This window comes from Streptomyces sp. NPDC045026 (assembly GCF_056432625.1).
On sequence record NZ_JBWKIS010000039.1, the window covers coordinates 25409 to 49047 of the forward strand.

The 23639-nt window shown below is 70.8% G+C and carries 25 protein-coding genes; 8 read left to right on the forward strand and 17 right to left on the reverse strand.

The features are described 5' to 3' along the window. Positions 1–106: 106 nt before the first annotated feature. The 9 genes from AC07EJ_RS42265 to AC07EJ_RS42305 form a co-directional block, all read right to left on the reverse strand. A complete protein-coding gene (locus tag AC07EJ_RS42265; protein ID WP_389488475.1) occupies positions 107–547 on the reverse strand; it encodes a rhodanese-like domain-containing protein in 441 nt (146 codons plus the stop codon). 47 nt (positions 548–594) lie between these two features. Next, entirely contained in the window at positions 595–1122 is a 528-nt protein-coding gene (locus AC07EJ_RS42270) for a cupin domain-containing protein (RefSeq protein WP_362909260.1), read from the reverse strand. A gap of 98 nt (positions 1123–1220) precedes the next feature. Further along, positions 1221–1268 carry a hypothetical protein gene (locus tag AC07EJ_RS42275; RefSeq protein WP_309506048.1) on the reverse strand — a complete coding sequence of 16 codons (48 nt, stop codon included), beginning with the start codon at positions 1266–1268 and terminating at the stop codon, positions 1221–1223. Between the two features lie 292 nt (positions 1269–1560). After that, positions 1561–2001, reverse strand: a complete 441-nt coding sequence (locus tag AC07EJ_RS42280; protein WP_389488436.1) for a hypothetical protein — start codon at positions 1999–2001, stop codon at positions 1561–1563. 252 nt (positions 2002–2253) lie between these two features. Next, on the reverse strand, positions 2254–3861 hold the full coding sequence (locus tag AC07EJ_RS42285; protein ID WP_389488439.1) for an FAD-dependent monooxygenase: 1608 nt from the start codon (positions 3859–3861) through the stop codon (positions 2254–2256). Between the two features lie 185 nt (positions 3862–4046). Beyond that, positions 4047–4934 carry an amino acid ABC transporter permease gene (locus tag AC07EJ_RS42290; RefSeq protein WP_478886230.1) on the reverse strand — a complete coding sequence of 296 codons (888 nt, stop codon included), beginning with the start codon at positions 4932–4934 and terminating at the stop codon, positions 4047–4049. Beyond that, on the reverse strand, positions 4931–5578 hold the full coding sequence (locus tag AC07EJ_RS42295) for an amino acid ABC transporter permease (protein WP_362909266.1): 648 nt from the start codon (positions 5576–5578) through the stop codon (positions 4931–4933). The genes AC07EJ_RS42290 and AC07EJ_RS42295 overlap by 4 nt, the downstream gene beginning before the upstream one ends. A 135-nt stretch (positions 5579–5713) precedes the next feature. Beyond that, on the reverse strand, positions 5714–6634 hold the full coding sequence (locus tag AC07EJ_RS42300) for a glutamate ABC transporter substrate-binding protein (protein WP_389488443.1): 921 nt from the start codon (positions 6632–6634) through the stop codon (positions 5714–5716). A gap of 63 nt (positions 6635–6697) precedes the next feature. After that, positions 6698–7474 carry an amino acid ABC transporter ATP-binding protein gene (locus AC07EJ_RS42305; RefSeq protein WP_389488445.1) on the reverse strand — a complete coding sequence of 259 codons (777 nt, stop codon included), beginning with the start codon at positions 7472–7474 and terminating at the stop codon, positions 6698–6700. 293 nt (positions 7475–7767) lie between these two features. On the opposite strand from AC07EJ_RS42305, the gene AC07EJ_RS42310 reads away from it, so the two are divergent. Both AC07EJ_RS42310 and AC07EJ_RS42315 read left to right on the forward strand, forming a co-directional pair. Continuing rightward, positions 7768–8454 (forward strand): response regulator transcription factor, encoded by a 687-nt coding sequence (locus tag AC07EJ_RS42310; RefSeq protein WP_389488448.1) that lies wholly within the window; start codon positions 7768–7770, stop codon positions 8452–8454. Between the two features lie 9 nt (positions 8455–8463). Further along, the gene (locus AC07EJ_RS42315) at positions 8464–9870 is read left to right on the forward strand and encodes a sensor histidine kinase (RefSeq protein WP_389488450.1); all 1407 of its coding nucleotides are present in this window, start codon (positions 8464–8466) and stop codon (positions 9868–9870) included. 18 nt (positions 9871–9888) lie between these two features. Here the strand turns inward: AC07EJ_RS42315 and AC07EJ_RS42320 are convergent, their stop codons facing one another. Beyond that, positions 9889–10884, reverse strand: coding sequence for a TAXI family TRAP transporter solute-binding subunit (locus tag AC07EJ_RS42320; protein WP_389488453.1), 996 nt, complete (start codon positions 10882–10884; stop codon positions 9889–9891). A gap of 177 nt (positions 10885–11061) precedes the next feature. Here AC07EJ_RS42320 and AC07EJ_RS42325 point away from each other — a divergent pair, with 177 nt between their 5' ends. Next, positions 11062–11520, forward strand: a complete 459-nt coding sequence (locus AC07EJ_RS42325) for a nuclear transport factor 2 family protein (protein ID WP_383896899.1) — start codon at positions 11062–11064, stop codon at positions 11518–11520. A gap of 112 nt (positions 11521–11632) precedes the next feature. Here AC07EJ_RS42325 and AC07EJ_RS42330 read toward each other — a convergent pair whose 3' ends face one another. The 4 genes from AC07EJ_RS42330 to AC07EJ_RS42345 form a co-directional block, all read right to left on the reverse strand. Next, the gene (locus tag AC07EJ_RS42330) at positions 11633–11782 is read right to left on the reverse strand and encodes a hypothetical protein (protein WP_389488455.1); all 150 of its coding nucleotides are present in this window, start codon (positions 11780–11782) and stop codon (positions 11633–11635) included. Positions 11783–11861: 79 nt separating this feature from the next. Then, positions 11862–12794, reverse strand: coding sequence for an MBL fold metallo-hydrolase (locus AC07EJ_RS42335; RefSeq protein ID WP_478886231.1), 933 nt, complete (start codon positions 12792–12794; stop codon positions 11862–11864). Beyond that, positions 12791–13336, reverse strand: a complete 546-nt coding sequence (locus AC07EJ_RS42340) for a flavin reductase family protein (protein ID WP_478886232.1) — start codon at positions 13334–13336, stop codon at positions 12791–12793. The genes AC07EJ_RS42335 and AC07EJ_RS42340 overlap by 4 nt, the downstream gene beginning before the upstream one ends. A 69-nt stretch (positions 13337–13405) precedes the next feature. Next, a complete protein-coding gene (locus AC07EJ_RS42345) occupies positions 13406–14191 on the reverse strand; it encodes an SDR family NAD(P)-dependent oxidoreductase (RefSeq protein WP_389488461.1) in 786 nt (261 codons plus the stop codon). Positions 14192–14412: 221 nt separating this feature from the next. Between AC07EJ_RS42345 and AC07EJ_RS42350 the strand changes: the two genes are divergently transcribed. Beyond that, positions 14413–14904 (forward strand): SRPBCC domain-containing protein, encoded by a 492-nt coding sequence (locus AC07EJ_RS42350; RefSeq protein WP_165914608.1) that lies wholly within the window; start codon positions 14413–14415, stop codon positions 14902–14904. Further along, entirely contained in the window at positions 14901–16049 is a 1149-nt protein-coding gene (locus tag AC07EJ_RS42355; RefSeq protein ID WP_478886233.1) for an acyl-CoA dehydrogenase family protein, read from the forward strand. Before AC07EJ_RS42350 ends, AC07EJ_RS42355 begins: the two co-directional genes overlap by 4 nt. Positions 16050–16134: 85 nt before the next feature. On the opposite strand, the gene AC07EJ_RS42360 is transcribed toward AC07EJ_RS42355, so the two are convergent. Then, on the reverse strand, positions 16135–17409 hold the full coding sequence (locus tag AC07EJ_RS42360) for an NAD(P)/FAD-dependent oxidoreductase (protein ID WP_389488465.1): 1275 nt from the start codon (positions 17407–17409) through the stop codon (positions 16135–16137). Continuing rightward, the gene (locus AC07EJ_RS42365; RefSeq protein WP_389488467.1) at positions 17409–17732 is read right to left on the reverse strand and encodes a 2Fe-2S iron-sulfur cluster-binding protein; all 324 of its coding nucleotides are present in this window, start codon (positions 17730–17732) and stop codon (positions 17409–17411) included. The genes AC07EJ_RS42360 and AC07EJ_RS42365 overlap by 1 nt, the downstream gene beginning before the upstream one ends. Before the next feature lie 159 nt (positions 17733–17891). Between AC07EJ_RS42365 and AC07EJ_RS42370 the strand changes: the two genes are divergently transcribed. After that, positions 17892–19346 (forward strand): MFS transporter, encoded by a 1455-nt coding sequence (locus tag AC07EJ_RS42370; protein ID WP_389488470.1) that lies wholly within the window; start codon positions 17892–17894, stop codon positions 19344–19346. A 66-nt stretch (positions 19347–19412) separates the two neighbouring features. Here the strand turns inward: AC07EJ_RS42370 and AC07EJ_RS42375 are convergent, their stop codons facing one another. Further along, positions 19413–20639, reverse strand: a complete 1227-nt coding sequence (locus AC07EJ_RS42375; RefSeq protein WP_389491003.1) for a cytochrome P450 — start codon at positions 20637–20639, stop codon at positions 19413–19415. Between the two features lie 162 nt (positions 20640–20801). Between AC07EJ_RS42375 and AC07EJ_RS42380 the strand changes: the two genes are divergently transcribed. Beyond that, entirely contained in the window at positions 20802–21848 is a 1047-nt protein-coding gene (locus AC07EJ_RS42380; protein ID WP_478886234.1) for a CaiB/BaiF CoA transferase family protein, read from the forward strand. A 115-nt stretch (positions 21849–21963) separates the two neighbouring features. Beyond that, positions 21964–23622: a citramalate synthase gene (gene cimA, locus AC07EJ_RS42385; RefSeq protein WP_389490997.1), complete on the forward strand. Its 1659-nt coding sequence runs from the start codon at positions 21964–21966 to the stop codon at positions 23620–23622. Positions 23623–23639: the final 17 nt, after the last annotated feature.

Here is a 23639-nt window from a genome sequence, read left to right on the forward strand (position 1 = left end):
ATGGTGGGCGCCCCTTACCTCAGGGGCGCCCACCATCGCATCCACGTACACATACATGCACGCGCACGCATACACGCCTATGGACACGTACAACTGCGCGCGTCCGTCACTCGGACACCGGCAGCCCCGCCGCCTTCCACGCCTGGAAGCCGCCCACCAGATCCGTGGCCCGGTGCAGCCCCAACTGCCGCAGGGAGACGGCGGCGAGACTGGACGCGTACCCCTCGTTGCAGACGACCACGACGCGCAGATCGTGGCTCGTGGCCTCGGCCGCGCGGTGGCTGCCCTGCGGATCGAGCCGCCACTCCAGTTCGTTGCGCTCCACCACGAGCGCCCCGGGGATCAGGCCGTCCCGCTCACGCAGCGCCGCGTACCGGATGTCGACCAGGAGCGCGTCGCCCGCCGTGGCGGACGCGTAGGCCTCAGCGGCCTCGACCCGGTCCAGATCGAGGCGCACCCGGTCGAGCAACTCGTCGATTCCCTCGGGCCGTTCACTCCGCGAACCGCTCAAGCCACCCGTGCCACCCACGGCACCCGCGCCGCTCACGCCGCCACTCACCCCAGTAGTCACGTCACCCACCCTGCCCCCTCCGCTCACTGCCAGTCCCCCGGCCGCTCCACCGACTCGAGCCGCAGCACCGCGCCCGTGCGGCTGTAGCGGCGGATCTGCGGGAGCGGCGGGTAGTAGGCGTGGACGGAGACCGCGTGCTCGCTCGTGGACTCGTTGAGGACCTCGTGCACATGGTGCTGTCCGAAGGCCCTGCCCTTGCCCGCGGTCAACGTCCGCTCGCGGTCGACGTCTTCGGACAGCTCCAGCGTCTTCCAGCCGTCGGTGGGCAGCCGGGCCGTGAGTGAGTTCTCCTTGAGTTCGCCCGACGCCGTGAGGAAGGCGCCGACGGATTCGGCGTGGTCGTGCCAGCCGGTGCCTGTGCCGGGCGGCCAGCCGATGAGCCAGGCCTCGCTGCCGCCGGGCCCTTCGAGCCGCACCCACGTGCGGCCCTCGGGATCCAGCGGGAGCGAGGCGATGAGGTCGTGGTCCTCGGCGGTACGGCGTACGAAGTCGAGGAGGTCACGCTGCGTGGGCGCAGCGGTCACCAGGGAAGGGGAGGGCGAGGCAGACACGGGTACCGTCCTGAAGGTTCGCGGAAAGCGCGCGACAAGGCCCCGAAGAACCGGTGAACCCGGAAAAAAGGGGGGGCGCGCAGAGGGAAGAGGCGAATTCAGCAGGACGGGCGACACACGCAGCCCGCATAGCGGACGAGGTCCATATGGACCCTCCGCCACAGGCGCACATCGGTGTCGGTCACGCTCCGGAGTACACCATGGCGGAGGGGGTCGGTCAACTCGTTCCGGCGGCACTTCCGGCCGTTTGGGCAATTCCGTCAGCATCCCGAGGTCGTGCCCGAGGAGCTTCCGGGACTGCCGCGCTCTGCTTGCAGTGACTTGTGCGACATTAATGTGCCGGAATGGTCAACGTCACCAACAGGTATGGACAGGTTCTCCATTATGGGGAGAACCTGTCCATTTGAAAAAGGTATTACTTGGCGCTGTCGAAGGCTCTTACCTAGCCTTGTAGTACGCCTGGGCCTGGGTCTTCTTCGGCCAGAGGTAATCGCCCTCGTCGGGAATGCCGATCGACGCGGTTCCAGCGTTCAGTGCCCTGTAGGTGTAACCCTTGTGAACCTTCAGTGAGGCCTTCGGACTCTTGCAGGTCTTCTTGTTGTGGCAGCTGCCCAACTGACCCTTCGAGATGTCTTTGAACTCCCCGTTCTTGTATGCGCTGATCGCGGCCTCGGGGCGCTGAATGCTGCGCTTCTTGCTGCAGACCTGCGTCCCGTATGCGTACACCTTGCCGTGGCTACGCCAGATCTTCACGTAGTTCTTGCAGGCGTGGTACGACTTTCCGTGCCCCGTGGTGGCCGCCTGGGCCCCGCCGCTGGACACGAATACACAGGCAAGGGCGACGGAGCCTATTCCCAGGCCTCGCAGAATCTTCTTCACTGTTCCTCCCGTTTTCTGGTGCAGTCTCACCCAGGCGACCGTTTGGTCAGATCGGTCGGCAAGATCTGGGGACACCCCCACACCGTAGATCAACTGTCGTGTTGGTGCGAGGAGTTGGGGAAGATTTGAGCTTCGAAACGCGGTCGGTCGCAATCGTCGTCCATAAGTACCGTCTATTACGTCCGAATCCCAAATGGGGCATACGCAGGTACCTCGTCACGAGTCATGCGGCGTCGCTATCCAAATGGTCGGTCAACTCGTTCCGGCGGCGCTCCCGGCCTTCGCACCGTTCTCCACGGACCCTCCGAGCGCGGCTTGCGCGGCCGTGTACAGCTGAGCGGGATGCACCCCGCTCAGGGCCGTGACCAGGTGTCCGTCCGGACGTACGAGGAGTACGGAGTGTGCCGGGGCGCCGGGGTAACTCTCCGCGACCAGGAGCTCCGCCTCGTGCGGCAGCGCCGCGACGGCGGCCGCGAGCCGTGGCATGACCCCGGCCGAGACCCAGTGCCGCCGCTCCCACACACCCGTGCCGGGCGCGATCAGGACGACGAGCAGGTGCCCGAGGCCGAGCCGGTCCCGCAGCCGGACGAAGGACCCGTCGGGCGCCGTGACCCGCACGTCCCGGACGGGCGCGCCCGGAGCCGTGCCCACGCCGGCCTCGGACTCGGCCGGCTCCGGCGCGAGCGGCGAGTCGGCGTACGTGCCCGGGGCGCCCAGCGCGCCGTGCCCCAGGTGACCGTCCGTGAGCAGCACGTCATGGCCGCGTGCGGATCCCGCGACGTACGAGCGCAGGCCCTTGCCGCCGCGCAGTATCGGCAGCGCCTGGTCGGCGGCGCGCAGCCGGCCCGCGACGACTGCGCGGCGCTCGGCCTGATAGCTGTCGAGGAGAGCCTCGTGCGGGCCCTCGTGCCAGGCGAGGGCCAGTTTCCAGGCGAGGTTGTCCGCGTCCCTCAGGCCCTCGTCGAGACCCTGGGTGCCGAGCGCGCCGAGCAGGTGCGCCGCGTCACCCGCGAGGAAGACCCGGCCGACCCGCCACCGCCGGGCCAGACGGTGGTGAACCGTGTGCACGCCCGTGTCGAGCAGCTCGTACGGCGGGGTCGAGCCGGCGCACCAGCCGGCCAGCGTCTCCCGGATGCGGGTCACCAGGATGTCGGGCGTGACCAGCTCGCTGCGGGGCGGCAGCAGCCAGTCGAGGCGCCAGACGCCGTCGGCGAGGGGACGGCCGACGACCTCTCCGCCGGACGGGCCCGACGTCCGCCAGGGAAGGCTCCGATGGAGCAACGCCTCACCGGGCCAGGGAAGTTCCGTGCGCAGCGCGGCGACGGCGTGTCGCTCGACGGACGTGCGGCCGGGAAAGCGGATGTCGAGAAGCTTGCGGACCGTGGAACGCGGACCGTCGCAGCCCACCAGGAAGCTTCCGCGCCACCAGGTGCCCTTGGGGCCGCGGGTGTGCGCGGTCAGTGCGCCGTGCTCCTGCTCGATCGAGTCGAGGCGGCTGTTCACGGCGACCTTGATGAGCCGCTCGCCGGCGGCGGCCTCCCGCAGGGCGCCCGTCAGTTCGTGCTGGGCCAGATGCAGCGGCGACGGCATCTGCTCACCGAAGGTGAGCTCCCGCATCACCTGTTTGCGCCGCAACGAACGCCAGCCGGTCCAGCGCGCGCCCGTCGCGTCGAACGACGTCCGGGCGAGCCGCTCCACGAGGGCGGCGGTGTCCTCACGGAGGACGACGGTCCGTGCGGGGCGTTGTTCGTCCTTGCCGGGGCCCTCGTCGAGCACTACGGAGGGCACTCCGTGGCGGGCGAGAGCGAGGGAGAGCGTGAGCCCGACGGGCCCGGCGCCGACGACGATCACCGGGTCCACGGCGCGGCTCCTCCTGCCCCGGGGAGTGCGGTGGGAGGCGTACAGGAAAGGGCAGTTGGAGCGGGGTGCACGATCACAGAACGTATGCAACCCATTGCGGGTGCTTGCGTCAAGTGACGGAGGCAGTGGCGATCATGCCACTGCCTCCGTTTGCTCACATCTCGTCAGTTCTTCTGCAGAGCAGCTCAGTCGGTCGAGTCCGCGACGGAGGGCTCGGTCGCGGACGCCACCGCGATGCCGGTCCTCGCGCGTCGGCCGCGCCGCTCGATCCAGGTGGCGAGCCCGGCCAGGGCCAGGCACAGTGCCACGTAGATCGCACCCACGACGATGACCACCGCAGTGATCGGGTAGTCGCCGTTGACGAGGATGGTGTTGGCCATCCTGCGGGCCGCGAACAGCAGCTCGTCATACGTGATGATGTAGCCGAGCGAGGTGTCCTTGAGGGTCACCACCAACTGGCTGATCATCGCCGGCAGCATGGAGCGCACGGCCTGCGGCAGCAGCAGCATCGTCATGACCTGCGACTTGCGCAGCCCCAGCGCGTAAGCGGCTTCCACCTGTCCGCGCGGCACGGCGTTGACGCCCGCCCGGATCACCTCGGCCTGTACGCAGCCGTTGTAGACGGTCAGACCGATGACGAGCGCCCAGAAGGCGGTGTTGTCCCCTACGGCACCGAGGCTGTTCTTGTAGGTCAGGAACAGGAACCACAGGGCGTAGATCGTGATCAGCAGCGGGATCGCGCGGAACAGTTCGATGAAGCCCGTCGCCACCCAGCGGACGGTCTTGTGCTCGGACAGGCGCGCGACGGCCAGAAGCAGGCCGAGCACCAGGGAGAGCACGCCGGCGACGGCGAACACCTTCAGCGTGGTGAGCACGCCGTCACGGATGCTGGTCCGCACACCGGCGTTGTTGAAGATGTTCCAGACCTCGGGCTCCAGCTGCCCCTTGACGTTCATCCGGTAGAGGGTGAACGCGATCAGGCCGAGCACGGCCAGGGAGCCGACGACCGTGTAGATGCGGTTGCGCACCCGGGCCTTGGGGCCCGGTGTGTCGTACAGGACGCTCGAACTCATCGTGCGACCCCCATGCGCCGCTCGAGCAGCCGGAAGAGACCGCTGATGGTGAAGGTGATGACCAGGTAGCCGAGAGCCACCCAGAGGAAGATCCAGGCGATGGCGAAGCCCTGGTCGCTGAGCAGCTTCTGCACGCCGAACAGCTCGGTGACGCTGAACGCGCCCGCGATCGCCGAGTTCTTCGTCAGCGCGATGAAGATCGAGCTGAGCGGCGGCAGGACGGTCCGGGTGGCCTGCGGAAGGATGATCAGGCGCAGCGTCTGGAAGAAGCTCATCCCGATGGACCGGGCGGCCTCGGCCTGGCCCAGTGGCACCGTGCTGATGCCGGACCGGACGGCCTCGCACACGAACGCCGAGGTGTAGAAGCTCAACGCCATGAGGGCCTTGGCCCACGGGCTGAGGCCCGGCATGAAGATGACCGGAACGACGAACCACGCCACAAGGAAGAGCAGGGTCAGCGGGGTGTTCCTGAAGAGCGTGACCCAGGCGGTGCCGAAGAAGCGCAGCGGGGGCACGGGTGAGACACGGAACCCGGCGATGATGACACCCAGGACCATCGCGAGGAGCCCGCTGGCCAGGGTCAGCAGGACGGTGCCTATGAACCCCTCGCGGAATTCCGCGAGATGGTCGAGCAATACGTTCACGGGGATGTCCTCGTGGGCGGCGGCGGACAGGCAGCGGAGACCGTGCCACGAGCGCACTGTGCGGTTGCGCCCGTGGTGGGCCGTTCACTGCCGGGGGGTCGTACGGTGCGGGCCGTGGCCCGCACCGTCAGCGCGTCAGTAGCGCTCGAGCGCCGGCGGCGCGGTGTACGCGGACTTGGACAGGCCGAGCGTCGCGTCGTACGCCTTCTTGTAGTCGCCGTTCTTCTCGTGGGCCTCGATGGCGTTCGAGACGGCCTCGCGCAGCGCCTTGTCGTCCTTGTTCATGCCGACGCCGTACGGCTCCTCGGTGAACGGCTTGCCGACGACCTTCAGCTTGCCCGGGCGCTGGGCGGCGTAGCCCTTGAGGATCGCGTCGTCCGTGGTGACGGCGTCGACCTCGTTGTTGAGCAGCTGCTGCACGCACTCGGAGTACTTGGACAGCTCGACGGTCTTGGCGCCGTACTTGGGCTTCTTGATCTCCTGGAGCGGGGTCGAGCCCTTGATGGAGCAGACCGTCTTGCCCTTGACGGACTCCGGACCCGTGATGCCCTTCTCGTCGCCGCGGACGAGGAGGTCGGCGCCGGCCATGAAGTACGGGCCTGCGAAACCGACCTGCTTCTTGCGCTCGTCGTTGATCGTGTAGGTGCCCACGTAGAGGTCCACCTCGCCCTTGGAGATGGTCGTCTCACGGACGTTCGAGTCGATCGTCTTGAACTCGATCTGCGACGGCTTGAAGCCGAGGTCGGCGGCGACCATCTTGGCGATCTCGATGTCGAAGCCCGAGCGCTTGCCGTCGGTGTCCTGGAAGCCCAGGTACGGCTGGTCGTTCTTGGCGCCGATGACGAGCTTGCCGGCCTTCTGCGCCCGCTTCAGCGTCGCGGAGTCCAGCTTCACGCCCGAGGCGACCGTGTACGTGGGCAGCTTCGGCTGGTCCTTGCCGCCGGCGGCACCGGCGGGCTTGTCACCGGCGTTGCCGGAGTCGCCGCCACACGCGGTGGCGGTGAGGGCGAGCACGGCGACGGTGGCCGCCGCGGCAGCGGACTTGCGGAGCTTCATGGTGAACATCCTTCGTGTCGGCAGATTGCGGCCGTGGGAAAGTCGGACGCCGGTGCGTCAGCGTCAGTGGTGCAGGATCTTCGACAGGAAGTCCTTGGCCCGGTCGCTGCGCGGGTTGCTGAAGAACTGGTCGGGGGTGGCCTCTTCGACGATCCGTCCGTCCGCCATGAAGACCACGCGGTTGGCCGCCGAGCGTGCGAAGCCCATCTCGTGCGTGACGACGATCATCGTCATGCCGTCGCGGGCGAGCTGCTGCATGACCTCGAGGACCTCGTTGATCATCTCCGGGTCGAGAGCCGACGTCGGCTCGTCGAAGAGCATGACCTTGGGGTCCATCGCCAACGCCCGTGCGATCGCGACGCGTTGCTGCTGCCCGCCGGAGAGCTGCGCGGGGTACTTGTCCGCCTGCGTGCCGACGCCCACCCGGTCGAGCAGGGTGCGTGCCTTGTCCTCGGCCGCCTTCTTGTCGGCCTTGCGGACCTTGATCTGCCCCAGCATCACGTTCTCGAGCACGGTCTTGTGCGCGAAGAGGTTGAAGGACTGGAAGACCATGCCCACGTCCGCGCGGAGGCGGGCCAGCTCCTTGCCCTCCTGGGGCAGCGGCTTCCCGTCGATCGTGATGGAACCCGTGTCGACGGTCTCCAGGCGGTTGATCGTGCGGCACAGCGTCGACTTTCCGGAACCCGAGGGTCCGATGACGACGACGACCTCACCACGCGCGATGGTCAGGTCGATGTCCTGGAGCACGTGCAGCGCGCCGAAGTGCTTGTTGACTTGGTTCAGCACGACCAGCTCGTCGGCCGCGGGAATGGCGTCCTTGGTCACCGATACATCGGTCATCGGGGTCTTGCTCCATCCTCCTCGGTTGGGAGGACAGTAGTAATGCCGTACGACCAGCGTCATTACATCTGAGGGGAACTTGAGCATAACGATCCGGCTTCAACCGGCCACGATGCGTGAAGGGGGTGGCCCCGCGCGTACCGGCTGGATAACGGAAGGTGCCTGTAACCGGAACGCTCTTGACGGCGTCCTTATCTATCGGAGTGGATGCCCTGGTGCGCCGCACACGCGTGCGCGACCAGCGCCCGCCGGCGTGCTCGGGCCGAACGACCGATGAACCGAAGGGGGCCGTGATGAGACTGCTTCTCGTCGAGGACGACGACCATGTCGCCGCCGCTCTGTCGGCGGTTCTCGCCCGGCACGGCTTCGCGGTGGTGCACGCCCGCAGCGGTGAGGAAGCGCTCCGGGCGCTCGTTCCCGAGGCGGACGCCTTCGGAGTCGTACTTCTTGATCTCGGACTGCCCGACCAGGACGGCTACGAGGTGTGCGGCAAGATCCGCAAGCGCACATCGACACCCGTGATCATGGTGACCGCGCGCGCGGACGTACGCTCCCGCATCCACGGCCTCAACCTCGGCGCCGACGACTACGTGGTGAAGCCGTACGACACCGGGGAGTTGCTCGCCCGCATCCACGCGGTCAGCCGGCGCAGCGTGCCGGACGAGGCCTCCGCGCCGGCCGAGGACGGTCTGCGGCTGGGGCCCGTGCGCATCGAACTGCCCACCCGCCAGGTCAGTGTGGACGGTTCGGTTGTCCAACTAACCCGCAAGGAGTTCGACCTCCTGGCGCTACTCGCGCAGCGCCCCGGGGTGGTGTTCCGCCGGGAACAGATCATCAGCGAGGTCTGGCGCACCAGTTGGGAGGGGACGGGCCGCACCCTGGAGGTGCATGTCGCCTCCCTGCGCTCCAAGTTGCGCATGCCCGCCCTCATCGAGACCGTGCGCGGCGTCGGGTACCGGCTCGTCGCGCCGGCCGCCTAGAGGCCGCGGGTGCGCGCTCGACTCCTCCCGCTGCTCATCGTCCTCATGGCGGGCGTGCTGCTCGCGCTCGGTTTCCCGCTCGCCGCGAGCGTGGCCGCCGCCCAGCAGCAGAAGGTCGTCGTCGACCGCATCGACGACACGGCACGCTTTGCCGCGCTGGCCCAGTTCGTCACCAAGCGCTCGGCGGGCTCGCGCGTGCGCGTCACGGACGAGCGCCAGCAGACCCTCCAGAACGAACTCACGCGCTACTACGAGGTGTACGGGATCCGCGCGGGCGTCTTCTACCGCAACAGCGACCCCATGGGGCGCGCCCCGGACGACTGGCAGCTGCCCCGCGAGGGGGCCGTGCGCGAGGCCTTCGACGAGGCCCTGTTCTCGCGCGGCAGCCACGACCCCCAGCAGGTGTGGCCCTGGGGGCACGGCCGGCTCGTCGTCGCGTCACCGGTCATCAGCGACGGCGATGTCGTCGCGGTCGTCGTCACCGACTCGCCCACCGGCAAGATGCGCTCCAAGACGCTTCAGGGGTGGCTGCTCATCGCGGCGGGCGAGGCGGCCGCGATGCTTCTGGCCGTCGGCGCGGCCCTGCGCCTGACGGGCTGGGTCCTGCGGCCCGTGCGGGTCCTCGACGCGACCACCCACGACATCGCGACCGGGCGCCTGAAGTCCCGCGTCGCCTCGGCCGGCGGACCGCCGGAACTCCAGCGCCTGGCCCGGTCGTTCAACGAGATGGCCGACAACGTCGAGGACGTCCTGGAGCAGCAGCGCGCCTTCGTCGCCGACGCCTCGCACCAACTGCGCAATCCGCTCGCCGCCCTGCTCCTGCGCATCGAGCTCCTGGCCTTCGAACTGCCCGAGGGGAACGAGGAGATCGCCTCCGTGCGCACGGAGGGCAAGCGGCTCGCCTCGGTCCTCGACGACCTGCTGGACCTGGCCCTCGCCGAACACACCGAGGCGGACCTGCGACTCACCGACATCGGCGAGCTGGTGAGGGAACGCGTGGGAGCCTGGCGGCCGGTCGCCGACGAGAAGGGCGTACGGCTGGCCGAGGACTGCCCCGCGGTCACCGGCTGGGCGGACCCCGTGACGCTGTCGAGCGCTCTGGACGCGGTGATCGACAACGCCCTGAAGTTCACCCCCTCCGGCGAGGAGGTACGGGTCTGCGTCGCCCGTAACGGAGAGTCCACCGAGATCGTCGTCGCGGACCGGGGGCCGGGCCTGCGCGAGGACGAACTCGCGCGCGTCGGCGACCGGTTCTGGCGCAGCGCGGGCCACCAGAACGTCAAGGGCTCGGGCCTCGGCCTGTCCATCTCGCGCGCGCTGCTCGCGGCGGGCGGCGGCTCCCTCTCGTTCGCCCCTCACGAGCCGCACGGGCTGTGCGTGACGGTGGCGGTGCCCCGGACCCACCGGGAAGGCTGACGCGGCTGGCCAGGGGCCCTACGGCTTCACCGAGCGGTAGTAGCGGCGGGCGCCCTCGTGCAGGGCCAGCGGATCCGTGTAGAGCGCCGTCCGCAGGTCCACGAGCTGCGCCGCGTGCACCTGCGCGCCGATGTGGTCGCGGCTGTCTATCACCGTGCGCGTCAGCGCCTCCGTGAGGCGGGGGTCCGCCCGGTCCGTGGTGACCAGCAGATTCGCCACGGCCAGCGTGGGGACCGAGACACCCTGCTGTGCGTCCGGATAGGCGTCCGGGGGCATCACGGCGGCCCGGTAGTAGCGGGACGCGCCGCCCTGCTTGTGGAGCGCGTCGACGAGGTTGCCGAGCTCGACGAGACGGATGGGGTAGTTCTCCGACAGCGTGCGCACATGGTTCGTCGGCAGGCCGCCCGACCAGAAGAAGGCGTCGATGTCGCCGTCCTTGAGCGCCCGGGGCATGCCGTCTATCCCCGTGGAGACCGGCTTCATGTCCTTCTCCAGGTCGAGCCCGGCGGCCTTGGCCACGCGCTCCGCGATGAGCCGCACCCCGGAGCCCTTGCCGCCCACGGCGACCTTGCGGCCGCGCAGGTCCTGGACCGACCTGATCGACGACGAGCGGGGCACGACCAGCTGCACGTAGTCGTCGTACAGGCGGGCGCAGCCGCGCAGCCGGTCCCCTCCGGCGCCGCCCTGAAGCTTGTACTTCTCCACGGCGTCGGCGGCCGCGACCGTGAAATCGGCCTTCCCCGTGGCGACCCGTTCGACGTTCTCCTGGGACCCCTCGCTGTTCGTCAGGCGCACGTCGAGGCCGGGCAGGTCGTGGCCGAGCGCGGTCTTGAGGAGCTTGCCGTAGCGCTCGTACACCCCGGTCCGCTGGCCCGTGCTGAAGGTCACGCTGCCCCCCGGCGTCCCGTCGTCCAGCGGCAGCAGCCACCACAGGAGCAGCCCGAGGACCACGAGGGCGGCGGCCGAGCCCTCCAGGGCTCGGCGCCTGCTGATACGGGGGAGGGCCTTGGACATGCGGGCGATCCTGCCATTGCACTCGCCGTGCTGGCCAGGGGCGCCGGTTCACACGTCGTGCCGGCCAGGGGCGCCGGCCGGTCACCGCGAGCGCCTCTCCAGCGCCGCTGCAGCCGCGCCCGGCAGGCTGCTGCCGACGACGGGCGGCCGGAAGGGCCGCCGCGAAGGGAGTTCGCCATGTCTCAGTCCGTCGGGACCCTCCGTCAGCAGGTCACAGGTGACCTGTACGCCGAGGTGCAGACGTTCTACGCCCAGCAGATGCGACGGGTCGACGCCCTGGACATCGAGGGTTTCGCCGACACCTTCACCGACGACGGGGAGGTCGTCCACGCGGGCGGTCAGCGCCAGAGCGGCCGGGTGGAGATGATCGCCGGGATGCGCGCCAACCTGCCGCGCTACAAGGACATCGCCGTACGGCACTGGTTCGGCCACCTCCTCATAGAGGCCGACCCGCAGGACGAGGACACCGTGCGGGTCTCGTACTACACGCTGGTCACCCAGACCGACCGCGAGGGGAAGGTGTCCTTCCAGCCGACATTCACCGTCGACGACGTGCTCGTGCGCCGCGACGGCCGGCTGCTGACCCGCTCCCGCGTCATCCACCGCGACAGCCCTGCCGCTCCCGCGGCTTCCTGACCGGCCTCCACACGGGGATCCGGCTACCCGGAGATCCGGCGCATGGCTGAGGGGCCCCTGTCGAGGGGCCCCTCAGCCATGCGGCGGCCGGTGACATGTCCTGTGCGGCCGCTCAGTCGATGCTCCGGCAGATGTGCGGTTCGCTCCCGTCGTCGTCGAGGTCCCCGGCCAGCAGCAGAGGTATCCGGCACGGCACCCCGTGGAATTCCAGGTGCGTCGGTGGGGTCACGTGCGTCTCGCGGTCCAGCAGAATCGTCTCCATCGACGAGTCCTTTCAGTACGGCGGGGTTTCGTCGGTGCGGGGTTTCGGCCTCCGAGGTGTGAGCTTGCGGGCTGTGTGGTCAGGCGTGGCAGGAGGGCAGGGCGTCGTGGTAGGCGACCATCTCCTTGAAGGACGCCGCGACATCGATACGGGCGCCCGGTGCCAGCCCCTCGAGTTCGGCGTACGCGCGGTGCAGGTTTCCGACCAGACGTTCGGAGTCCAGGAGCTGGGCGAACGCGCCGAGGTCCGCGTCCCGCGCCGCCTGGAGCGGTCCCACGCCGCGTCGCAGGCCGTCCCGCGCGATGTCCTGGAGCCGGCGGACGTATGCCTCCGTCGCGTCGAGGAGCTCGGGGCCGCCGACCGGACCGTGCCCGGGGACGACCACGGAGGCACCGAGCGCACGCATGCGCTCCAGGGCCCGCAGCGACCCGGTGACGGAGCCCATCAGGAGGTACGGGGTCACCCCCGACCACACCACGTCGCCGGTGAACAGCACGCCGCGCTCCGGCACCCACGCGATCACGTCGTTCGCGGTGTGCGCGGGGCCCACGTGGAGCAGCTCGGTGCGCAGACCGCCGTCCGCGTGCAGGGTGAGTTCGTCCCGGAAGGTGAGCGTGGGCAGGGTCAGCGGGGTCTCGCCCCACTCGACGTCCGGCCACAGATGGCGCAGGCCGAGGCCCGCCTCCTGCGTGTCGGACCGGGTGCCCGCGTGCGCCACGACGGCCGCACGCGGCGTGAACTGTCCGTTACCGAAGGTGTGGTCGCCGTGGAAGTGGGTGTTGACCACATAGTCCGGGCCGCTCGGCACGACGCGCTCCACCTCCTCCCGCAGCCGACGCGTGCGGGATTCGGTCGCCGCCGTGTCGACCAGGACCGCCTGGCCGCCGCCGGCGACGAGACCGGCGTTGTTCAGGCACCAGCCGCCCTCCGGCTGGACGAAGGCGTACACCCCGTCGGCGACCGGGTGCAGGGTGCCCGGCGCCGCCACCGAGGACGCTGTTGTCGCCGTCATGCGGCCGCCCCCCGCTGCTCGCCGGACGACATGCGGCCGAACTTGCCCTGGTGGAACAGGAGCGGGTCCGGGGACGCGGAGCCGCCGGACAGGGCGACGACCCGGCCGATCAGCAGCGTGTGGTCGCCGGCCGTGTACTCCGCGTCCAGCACGCACTCGACGTACGTCTCCGAGGCGGGCACCACGGCGTTGCCGGTGACGCCCTCCTCGGCACCGAGACGCAGCATCGCGGCGCGGCCCTCCGGCCGGTCGGGCCGGCAGAACTCCAGCGCCAGATCCAGCTGCGCCTCGCCGAGCACGTTCACGGCGAAGCTGCCCGCCTTCGATATCCGCGGGCGCATCCGGCCGGCGGCCTTGACGGACACGAGGATCAGCAGCGGGTCGAGCGAGACCGAGGTCAGGGTGTTGAGCGTCATCACGACGGTCTCGTCGCCGCTCCCCTGGGTGAGCAGGGTGACGCCGGTCGGGAATCGGGCCATCGCGGCCCGGAACGCGGCCACGTCGGGTTCGGCCAGCAGCGCGCCGGAGGTCACAGCAGCCATGTCAGACACTCCTTTTCTGCTCGTTCTTCTGCTTGTTCTTCTGCTCGTTCGGCTCGTCGGTCCGGGCCATCAGTAGTTGCCGAGCCCGCCGCAGACGTTCATCGCCTGGGCGGTGATGGACCCGGCCGGGTCCGACGCGAGGTAGCCGACGAGCCCGGCGACCTCTTCGGGAGTGGAGTAACGGCCGAGCGGGATCTTCGCGTTGAACTTCTCCTGGATCTCCTGCTCGCTGACCCCGTAGTGGCCCGCGTAGCCCTGCCGCACGCGCTGGGCCATGGGCGTCTCGACGTATCCGGGGCAGACGGCGTTCACGGTGATACCCGTCGCGGCGAGTTCCTTGCCGACGGCCTTGGTGAAGCCGATCACGCCGTGCTTGGAGGCGGAGTAGGGCGCGGCGAGCTCGACGCCCTGCTTGCCGCCGGTGGAGGCGATGTTGATGATCCGTCCCCAGGACCCTTCGCGCATCAGGCCCGTGCTGAGTACCTCCCGGGTGACACGGAAGGTGCCGTTCAGGTTGGTCTCGATCACGTCGTCCCAGAGGGAGTCGGCCAGCTCGGCCGTCACGCCGCCACCGCCGCGGCCCGCGTTGTTGACGAGGATGTCGATGCGGCCGTACTCGGCCACGGCGGCGGCCACGGCCTCCTGGATCTGCGTCAGGCACGTCACGTCGCACACCGTGCCGGCCACCTCGTGGCCCAGCTCGCGCTCTTCCTTGACCATGGCGGCGACGTTCTCCGCGTCACGCGCCACGCCGAACACCGCGACGCCCTGCCGGGCCAGCAGCTGGGTCACGGCCAGGCCGATGCCGCTGGTCGCCCCGGTGACGAAGGCCACTCGTCGTCCCGTGTCTGTCATCGTGCTCTCCCCATCGCTCAGGTCGGTATCGCTCGTGTCGATCCGGTCCACGTCGGCTCGACGGTGGGCCCGTCGCCTTGCGGGTTTCTCGCACCGGGGTGGAGCCGGGCTGGAGTCCGGCTGTTCGAGCCGTACTCGACACGGGGCCTAGCGGGGCCGGTCAGCTTGGGGGCATTGGATGCCGTGGCCGGGCGGATACCTGGCCGGAGCGAGGAGGCCCCGTGCCCGAGCAGACGCAGACCCTGCCCGACGTCAGGAAGTCGGTGACCGTGGCGGCGACGCCCGGCGAGTGCTTCAAGGTCTTCACCGAGCGCCCGGCGGACTGGTGGCCACCGAGCCACATCCTGGTGCGCAAGGAGCGGGCCGGCCTCGCCTTCGAAGGCGAAGTGGGCGGGCGCTACTACGAGTGGGACGTGGAGGGCACCGAGATCGCCTGGGGCCGCGTGCTGGAGTGGGAGCCGGGCCGCCGCGTCGTCATGACCTGGCGGATCGACCCCAACTGGCAGTCCCTCCCCACCGACGAAGGCGCCAGCCAGATCGAGGTCGACTTCGAGGCCGTCGACGCGGGACACACCCGCGTCTCGCTCGCCCACGTCAAGCTGGACCAGCACGGTCCGGGCGCCGAGCGGATCTTCAAGGCGCTCGACGGGCCGAGCCCCGGCGAGACGCTCGAACTCTTCGCCCGCGCCGTCGCGAACGGGTCCGGATCGTGAGCGTCGACGTCGGCGCGATCGCCGCTCCCGACGCCGCCCCGGCCGCTCCCGCCGCCGGGCTCGTCCCCGCCGCCGACCGGCTCCGCCTGCTCGCGGCCAGCCACGCGGCCGACGCGGACGCGGGCCGCAGCCTGTCCCGCGAGGTCACCGACGCGATACGGGAGGCCGGGTTCGCCCGGCATTTCGTGGCCGCGCGATTCGGCGGCACGGAGGGTTCGTTCGAAGACCTGACGCGGGCCGTCATCTCCGTCGGCGAGGGCTGCGCCGCCTCCGCGTGGTGTGCCTCGCTCGCCGCGTACTCGGCGCGCTTCGCCTCGCACCTGCCCGAGCAGGGGCACCAGGAGCTGTGGGGCGCGGGGCCCGACACGTTCGTGGCGACCGGTCTGATGCCCGCCGGGCGGGCCAGGCCGGCCGACGGCGGCTGGCGGGTCACCGGCGAGTGGGCCTATGTCAGCGCCGTCGACTTCGCCGACTGGGTGATGGTCTGCGCGGCGGTCGCGGGCGGTGAGGGCCCGCCGCAGCTGCGCTTCTTCACGCTGCCGCGTGGCGCGTACACGGTGCGCGAGACCTGGGACAGCGTGGGGATGCGGGCCACCGGCAGCCACACCGTCGTGGTCGACGACGTGTTCGTGCCGGCGCATCTGACCCTCGACCGCGCCGACATGCTCACCGGCCGCAACGGCGCCTCCGGCCTGCCCGCCCACAACGTGCCCTTCCAGGCGGTGGGCGGACTCACCTTCATCGCCCCCGTCGTCGGCGCCGCCACCGGCGCGCTCGCCGCCTGTACGGGATCGATCACCGGGCGCCGGCGCAACGACACCGCCGAGCTCACCGTCGTACGTGCCTCCGGCCGGATCGACGCCGCACGTCATCTCGTCGAGGAGAGCGCCCGGGTCCTCGACCGGCGGCAGTTCACCCCCGAGTGCATGGCGCGCAACGAGCGCAACGCCCCGTTCGCCGCCGAGATGCTCCGCGAGGCCGTGGCCCTGCTGGTCGGCGCCGCCGGGACCGGCGGCCTCGGCGAGGGCCACGCACTCCAGCGCTTCTGGCGGGACATCACGTCGGCGACGAGCCACGTGGCGCTCCAGTACGACACCGCCGCCCGCAAGAACTACTCCGCGGTGCTGCTCGGCCCGGAGAGCTGATCCCCTGCGCACGGCGAAGGGGGCGTCCGCACCACGGACGCCCCCTTCGCCGTACTCGCAGGAAGCAGGAAGCAGGAAACGCTGGTCAGGCGGGGACGGACATCGCGGGTGAGCCGGTGGACACGGCAGGCGTACGGGGGAGCTTCTTGAGGTCGAAGCCCGGCTCCCGGGCCGTCTCCGGGGTCAGACGCGTGCCGTTGGTCAGCAGCCGGCGGGCGATGCCGTGGTCCGCAGGACGGTTCATGGACTCGGCACCGATCAGCCGGCCGGCGCGGAAACAGAGGACGGAGAACCGCCCGCCGTCCGGGTCGCCCACGGTCACGGTCTCGTCGTGGGCGGCCGTCAGACCGGCCATCTGGAGCCGCATCGCGTACTGCTCCGACCAGAACCAGGGCACGGCGGTGTACGCGTACGGCTCGCCGCAGATCGCGGCGGCCACGCAGCGCGCCTGGTCGGTGGCGTTCTGGACGGACTCGAGCCGGATGTGCCGACCGGCGTGCGGGCTGGGGAAGCGGGCGCAGTCACCGACCGCGTAGATGTCCGGGTCCTCGGTCCGCAGCCGCTCGTCCACGACGACGCCGTCGCCGACGACCAGGTCCGCGGTGAGCGCGAGGCGGGTGTTGGGCAGGACACCGACACCGACCACGACGAGATCGGCGGCGATCCGCTCACCGTCGCCCAGCTCCATGACCTGGACCCGGCCCTCCGCGTCGCCGTAGAGCGCGGACACCTCCCGGCCGAGCAGCACCCGCACCCCCTGGGCGCGGTGCTCGGCCACGACCCGGGCCGACATCTGCGGCGTCAGCGCGCGGGCCAGGGCCCTCGGCTGGGCCTCGACCACGGTCACGTCGTGGCCGAGGCCACGCGCGGTGGCCGCCACCTCGAGACCGATGAACCCGGCGCCGACCACGACGACGCTGCGGGACGGCCCGCTGAGCCGCAGCCGCAGGTCCTCCGCGTCGGCCAGGCCGCGCAGGGTGAGGACCCCGGTCAGCGAGGCGCCGGGCACGGGCAGCGTGCGCGGGCGGCAGCCGGTCGCCAGGACCAGCGCGCCGTACGGCAGGCGCAGCCCGGACTCCAGCAGGACCGTGCGCCGCTCCCGGTCGACCGAGGCGCCCCGGTCGCCCGACAGCAGCTCGATGTCCTGCGCGGCGTAGAACGACGGCGGGCGCAGCGCGATGTCCGCGGCCGGGACCGTGCCGGCCAGATAGCCCTTCGACAGGGGCGGGCGGTCGCAGGGGCCGGACGGCTCGTCCCCGACGAGTGAGATCCGGCCCTCGTAGCCACGGCCGCGCAGGGCCGCCGCTGTTTCGAGGCCGGCCTGGCCCGCGCCGACGACCACCACCGAGTGCGAGGCCATCAGCTCTGCGCCTCGGGCAGGTGGACCACCAGGCCGTCCAGGTCCTCGGAGACCGGCAGCTGGCAGCTGAGCCTGCTGAACTCGGTGCGCTCGCACGCCGTTCCGTACAGCACGTCGTCCTCGACGGGGTCCATCCCGGGCAGCGGCACGGAACTCTCCGCGTCGACGTACACATGGCAGGTGCCGCACTGCGCGGAGCCGCCGCACTGGGCCTCGATGCCGTCGACGTTGTTGAGCTTCGCCGCGCGCATGACCGTGTTGGGCGCCTCGACGTCGAGGATGGTGACGGTGCCGTTCGGATGCTTGTAGGTGATCTTGGCCATGGTGAGCTCTCCTAGGGGAATATCGGCCATCCGTGCGGAGGTACCGCAACGGACTGTGGCGAGAGGCCCTGCAATCGCGGTGGAGGAACTCTCGACCGCCCGCGCGGGCTCGACCGGATCGCTACCGCCGGTCGACCGGTCCGGCGCAGCGTGCCTGCCATGACTGTGACCGAAGGGACCCGAGAGACGGCCGCCGAGCCCGGCAAGGGGAGGGCGGGCCACCGGCTCTCCCTCGTGCTGGCCGCCTGCTGCCTGGGCCAGTTCATGAACGTGCTGGACGCCTCGGTGGTGAACGTGGCCCTGCCCGTCATCGCCGCGGACCTGCACTTCACCCAGCACAACCTGCAACTCGTGAACAACGCCTACACGGTGGTCGTCTGCGGCTTCCTGCTGCTCGGCGGGCGGCTCGCGGACCTGTTCGGCCAGCGCCGGATCTTCGCCTGCGGGGTCGGCCTGTTCACGCTGGCCAGCCTCGTCGGGGGAGCCGCGGACGCCCCGCTCACCCTGGTCCTCGCCCGCGCCTTCCAGGGGCTCGGCGCCGCCGTCATGGCACCCGCCACCCTCACCGTGCTCGGCACGACGTTCACCGAACCGGCCGCCCGCGCAAGGGCGTTCGGCTGGTGGAGCGCAGTCTCCGGAGCCGCGGGCGCGATCGGCGTGCTGGCCGGCGGAGTGATCATCGAGTGGTTCTCCTGGCGCTGGATCTTCCTGGTGAACGTCCCGATCGGCCTCGTGCTGTTCGCCACCGTCCGCTGGGTGGTCCCGGAGACCCGCCCCCGCCGGACGGGCATGAAGGGCAGCGGCCTCGACCTGCCCGGCGCGGTGACCGTCACCCTCGGCCTGATGTCCGCCGTCTACGGTGTCTCCCAGTACGCCGCACACGGCTGGGGGTCGCCACGGGTCCTCGGCCCGCTGCTGGCCGGGGCGCTCCTGATCGCCGCGTTCCTGGTGATCCAGGCGAGGTTCGCCCGCCATCCCCTGGTGCCGCTCGGCATCTTCCGGAACCGGTCGGTCGCCGCCGCCAACCTGGTGGCCTTCTTCGGCATCGCCGCCCTCTTCAGCACCTTCTACTTCTTCACGTTGGTCCTCCAACAGGTCCTCGGCTACAGCCCGTTGCACACCGGGCTCAGCTACCTCCCGCTCTCCGTCGGCATGGCCCTGGGCGGCTGGGGGATCGCGCCCCTCGTGCCGAGGATCGGCCCGCGCCCGATCCTGCTCGGCGGCCTCGCCCTCGCCGCGGGCGCCCTGTTCTGGCTGTCCTCCGTGGACGTGGGCGCCGACTATCTGGCCGACGTGCTCGGGCCCTGTGTCCTCCTCGGATCGGGAATGGGCGTGGTGCTCAACGCCACGACGAACGCCGCGACCGCCGGGCTCGCCCCCCACCAGGCCGGCCTGGCCTCCGGGCTCCTCAACACCACCCGCCAACTCGGCAGCGCCGTCGGCCTGGTGACCCTGGCCGCGCTGTCCGCGGCCCGCATCGACGCCCGGACCGGGGCCGGCGCGGGCGCCGTCGACGCCAGGGCCGCCGGCTACGGTCTGGCCCTCACCGGCGCCGCGCTGTTCGCCCTCGCGGGGTTTGTCGCCGCGCTCTTCGTCCCGGTCCGCAAGCAGTAGAGGGGCAATGCGCCTGGGCCGCCGACCGCTTGTGCGGTCGGCGGCCCAGGCGCGGCCCTGCTGGACTCACCACTTCACGGGCAGCTCCCACAGCCCGTAGATCACGGCCCCTTCCTTGCGGGGTATCTCCAGGAAGGGCTTGGCGAGTTCGAGGGTGGGGATCCGCTGGAACAGCTTGCTCCACACGATCTCCAGCTCCAGGCGGGCGAGGTCGGCGCCGATGCAGTGGTGCACGCCGTGCCCGAAGCCGAGGTGCTTGCGGCTGCCGCGGGTGATGTCGAGCTTCTCCGGCTCGGGGAAGACCTCCGGGTCACGGTTGGCCGCGAGACCGAGGCAGAGGATGCCGTCGCCCTTGCGGATGACCTGGCCGCCGATCTCGATGTCCTCCAGGGCGACCCGGGGCACCGCCGTGTCACCGATCGTGGCGTACCGCACCAGCTCCTCGACGGCCGGCTTGACCAACGAGGGGTCGGAGAGCAGGAGTTGCAGCTGGTCGGGGTTCTCCAGGAGGCAGGCGGTACCGAGCGAGATCTGGCTGGCGGTGGTCTCGTGGCCGCCGTTCATCAGCAGCCGCACCATGTTGAACAGATCGCGGTCGGTGTACGCCTCGCCGGACGCCTCGTAGTCGGCCATCGCGCGGCTCAGCAGATCCTCGCCCGGCTCGCGCTTCTTCAGCTGGATGAGGTCGTTGACGTACTCGTTCACCTCGACGATGGCCGCCTGCCGCTCCTCCGTGGAGCTGTGGCCGCCGAGCAGCGCCGTGCCGTGCTTGATGAAGAACTCGTGCCGGTCCTGCGGGATCCCGAGGAGTTCGCAGATGACCGTCATGGGCACCGACAGCGAGAACGCGTGGTGGAAGTCCACGACGGGCGTCATCGCGAGGAGCTTGTCGAGGTGGTCGTCGACGATCTCCTCGATGCGCGGCCGCAGCCGCCGCACCTGCCGGCTGGTGAACGTCAGAGCGGCCTTGCGGCGGGTTTCGCTGTGCTCCTTGCCGTCGTATCCGATGAACGACGTCTCGGTGCGGTACTCCGGCGGAGCGATGAAGTAGAAGGGGAAGTTGTCGTGCTTGCGGGACGCGCTGACCCGCGGGTCGGTGAGCAGGCGGCGGATGGTCTCGTAACCGGCGACCGTCCATATCCGCAGGCCGGATCCCCTGAGCGTGACCTGGGAGACGTCCTTCTCGACGATCTCCCCGTACTCCTTCGGGGGTGTGAACGGGCACTGCCGCGCGTAGGGAAAGGGTTTGGTCTCCGCCTCTGCGGCGCCCTGCTCCGTGGCACTGGTGGTCACAGTGAATCCTTCCTCCTGGGGGAGTTTCCTCATGAAGAACCGGACAGACAGCAGTTCTTGGAGCACGCTGCCAGCGCGCGCTCGGGCACAGGTGGAGTCGGCGCCGCCCGCGCTCCAGCCGGGCGCGAGAGGGGTTCGGGCGCGCCTCCCTAGCCTCACGGCATGGGCATAGCGACAAGTGGGGGCCGGTCCCGCGGGACCGGCCCGCTGAGCGGGCTGCGGGTGGTCGAACTGGCGGCGATCGGGCCGGTGCCCTTCGCCTGCATGATCCTCGCCGATCTCGGCGCCGAGGTGATCCGGGTCGACCGGGCCGACGGACGGCGCTCCTTCGCAGAATGGCACCAGGAACTCGACCGGGGCCGGCATCGCATCGCCCTGGACCTGAAGAGTCCCGACGACGTCGAGGAGCTCCTGAGTCTTCTGGAGAGCTCCGACGTCCTGGTCGAGGGCTTCCGGCCGGGCGTGGCGGAGCGGCTCGGCATCGGGCCCGAGGTGTGCCTGGAGCGCAACCCGGCGCTGGTGTACGCCCGGATGACGGGCTGGGGCCAGGACGGGCCGCTCGCCGCGGCCCCCGGTCACGACATCAACTACCTCGCCCTGACCGGCGCCCTGTTCGCGATCGGCGAGTCCGGCGGCCCGCCCGTCGTCCCGGTGAACTTCCTGGGGGACTTCGGCGGCGGCTCCATGTTCCTGCTCGCCGGTGTCCTCGCGGCCCTGTACGAACGCGGGTCGACCGGCGCCGGCCGGGTCGTCGACGCGGCGATCGTGGACGGCGTCGGTGCGATGCTCGGCATGCTCGTCGGCATGCGGTCGGCGGGACAGTGGCGGCACGAGCGCGGTACGAACCTGCTCGACGGCGGCGCCCCGTTCTACACCTGCTACGCGTGCGCCGACGGCGGATACGTCGCGGTCGGCGCCCTCGAGGAGCGCTTCTACGCGGCGCTGCTCCACGGTCTCGGACTCGACGCGGCGGCGCTGCCCGACCGTGACGACCCGCGCAACTGGCCAGCTCTGCGACGGGAGTTGGCGTACCGCTTCGTCGGCGCGAGTCGCGACCACTGGGAGCAGCGCTTCGAGGGAACCGAGGCGTGCGTGACGCCGGTCCTGAGCGCCGCCGAGGCCGCCTCGCATCCGCACCACCAGGCACGCGGCAGCGGCCCCGCCGCAGCAGCCCCGCGCTTCGGCCGCACTCAGGCGGAGCTCCCCTGACGGCCGTCGGCCCACGGTCCATCACCGCTCCAGCGGTTCTCCGGTCCGCGGCCGGACGGTGGGGTCACCATCCGGAGGCCGGTATCACCGGCGCATACAGGACAAGGGAGGGGCGATGGCCGAGCAGAGCTTCCAGCTCTACGACACGACCCTGCGCGACGGCGCCCAGCAGGAAGGCATGGTGCTGACGGTCGAGGACAAGCTCGCCGTCGCACGTGAGCTCGACGGACTCGGGGTCGGCTTCATCGAGGGCGGCTGGCCCGGGGCCGTACCGAGGGACACCGAGTTCTTCCGCCGGGCCCGCACCGAACTCGACCTGAAGCACGCCGTGCTGGCCGCGTTCGGAGCCACCCGCAGGGCCGGCGTCCCGGCATCCGTCGACCCGCAGGTACGAGCCCTGCTCGCGGCCGAGACCCCCGTGGTGACCCTCGTCGCCAAGAGCCACACGGGCCATGTCCGCGACGCGCTGCGCACCACCCTCGCCGAGAACCTCGCCATGATCGGCGGCACCGTACGCCACCTGGTGCACGCGGGGCGGCGGGTCTTCGTCGACGCGGAGCACTACTTCGACGGCTATCAGCTCAACCGCGAGTACGCCCTCGCCGTCGTACGCACCGCGGCCGAGGCCGGCGCGGAGACCGTCGTCCTGTGCGACACCAACGGCGGCTCCCTGCCCGACGAGGTGGCGGCCGTCGTCGCCGAGACCCGCGCCCTGACCGGCGTACAGCTCGGCATCCACTGCCACAACGACACCGGCTGCGCCGTCGCCAACACCATGGCGGCCGTCGACGCCGGCGCCGTCCAGGCCCAGGGCACCGCCCACGGCTACGGCGAACGGTGCGGCAACGCGGACCTGTTCACCGTCATCGCCAACCTCGTGCTCAAGCGCGGCCGCGAGGTCGTCCCGCTGGAGCGGCTGGCCGGCCTGGCCGCGACCGGCCGGGCCATCGCCGAACTGACCGAACTGCCCGGCAGCGGAGCCGCGCCCTACATCGGCGAATCGGCCTTCACGCACAAGGCCGGACTGCACGCCTCGGCCCTGCGGGTCGACCCCGACCTCTACCAGCACACCCGCCCGGCACTGGTGGGCAACGCGATGCGCACGCTCGTCTCCGACATGGGCGGCCGCTCCTCCATCGAGCTCAAGGCGCGCGAGCTGGGCTACGACGTCGAGGCGGGGTCCGACGAAGTGGCCCGCGCCGCGACCCGCGTCAAGGAACTGGAGAACTCCGGCTACAGCTTCGAGTCCGCCGACGCCTCGTTCGAACTGCTGCTGCGCGAGGAGCTGACGGGCGCCCCGCGGCCCCAGCCGTTCGAGGTCGAGTCGTGGTCCGTCAGTGTCCACGGCGTCCACGGCGTCCCCGGCGCGCACGACGACGAGGTCCGCACCGAGGCCACCGTGCGCCTGTCCGTCCAGGGCCGGACCATCACCGCGACCGGACACGGCAACGGTCCGGTCAACGCTCTGGACACCGCGCTGCACGCCGCTCTCGACCCCTGCTTCCCGGCCCTGTCCCGGCTGGAGCTGGTCGACTACCGGGTCCGCGTGCTCAGCGGCGAGACCGGCAGCAGCGCCGACGCCCGCGTCCTCATCTCCTACCAGGCCGGCAGCCGCCGCTGGGGCACCGTCGGCGTCGGCCCGAACACGACAGCGGCCAGCTGGCACGCGCTGCTCGACGCCGTCCACTACGTCCTGCTCGACGAACCGCCGGGCCGGGCCCCGGACGCGCCCGCCCACCGCGTCATGGCCTCGGTCGAACCGACCCGCCCCTGACCTTCCTTGGAGAGACT

Coding starts and splice junctions, on each gene's coding strand:
- AC07EJ_RS42290 (WP_478886230.1), bottom strand. CDS start 4,934: ATGAGTTCGAGCGTCCTGTACGACACACCGGGCCCCAAGGCCCGGGTG.
- AC07EJ_RS42300 (WP_389488443.1), bottom strand. CDS start 6,634: ATGAAGCTCCGCAAGTCCGCTGCCGCGGCGGCCACCGTCGCCGTGCTC.
- AC07EJ_RS42305 (WP_389488445.1), bottom strand. CDS start 7,474: ATGACCGATGTATCGGTGACCAAGGACGCCATTCCCGCGGCCGACGAG.
- AC07EJ_RS42310 (WP_389488448.1), top strand. CDS start 7,768: ATGAGACTGCTTCTCGTCGAGGACGACGACCATGTCGCCGCCGCTCTG.
- AC07EJ_RS42320 (WP_389488453.1), bottom strand. CDS start 10,884: ATGTCCAAGGCCCTCCCCCGTATCAGCAGGCGCCGAGCCCTGGAGGGC.
- AC07EJ_RS42325 (WP_383896899.1), top strand. CDS start 11,062: ATGTCTCAGTCCGTCGGGACCCTCCGTCAGCAGGTCACAGGTGACCTG.
- AC07EJ_RS42330 (WP_389488455.1), bottom strand. CDS start 11,782: ATGGAGACGATTCTGCTGGACCGCGAGACGCACGTGACCCCACCGACG.
- AC07EJ_RS42335 (WP_478886231.1), bottom strand. CDS start 12,794: ATGACGGCGACAACAGCGTCCTCGGTGGCGGCGCCGGGCACCCTGCAC.
- AC07EJ_RS42340 (WP_478886232.1), bottom strand. CDS start 13,336: ATGGCTGCTGTGACCTCCGGCGCGCTGCTGGCCGAACCCGACGTGGCC.
- AC07EJ_RS42345 (WP_389488461.1), bottom strand. CDS start 14,191: ATGACAGACACGGGACGACGAGTGGCCTTCGTCACCGGGGCGACCAGC.
- AC07EJ_RS42360 (WP_389488465.1), bottom strand. CDS start 17,409: ATGGCCTCGCACTCGGTGGTGGTCGTCGGCGCGGGCCAGGCCGGCCTC.
- AC07EJ_RS42365 (WP_389488467.1), bottom strand. CDS start 17,732: ATGGCCAAGATCACCTACAAGCATCCGAACGGCACCGTCACCATCCTC.
- AC07EJ_RS42370 (WP_389488470.1), top strand. CDS start 17,892: ATGACTGTGACCGAAGGGACCCGAGAGACGGCCGCCGAGCCCGGCAAG.
- AC07EJ_RS42380 (WP_478886234.1), top strand. CDS start 20,802: ATGGGCATAGCGACAAGTGGGGGCCGGTCCCGCGGGACCGGCCCGCTG.
- cimA (WP_389490997.1), top strand. CDS start 21,964: ATGGCCGAGCAGAGCTTCCAGCTCTACGACACGACCCTGCGCGACGGC.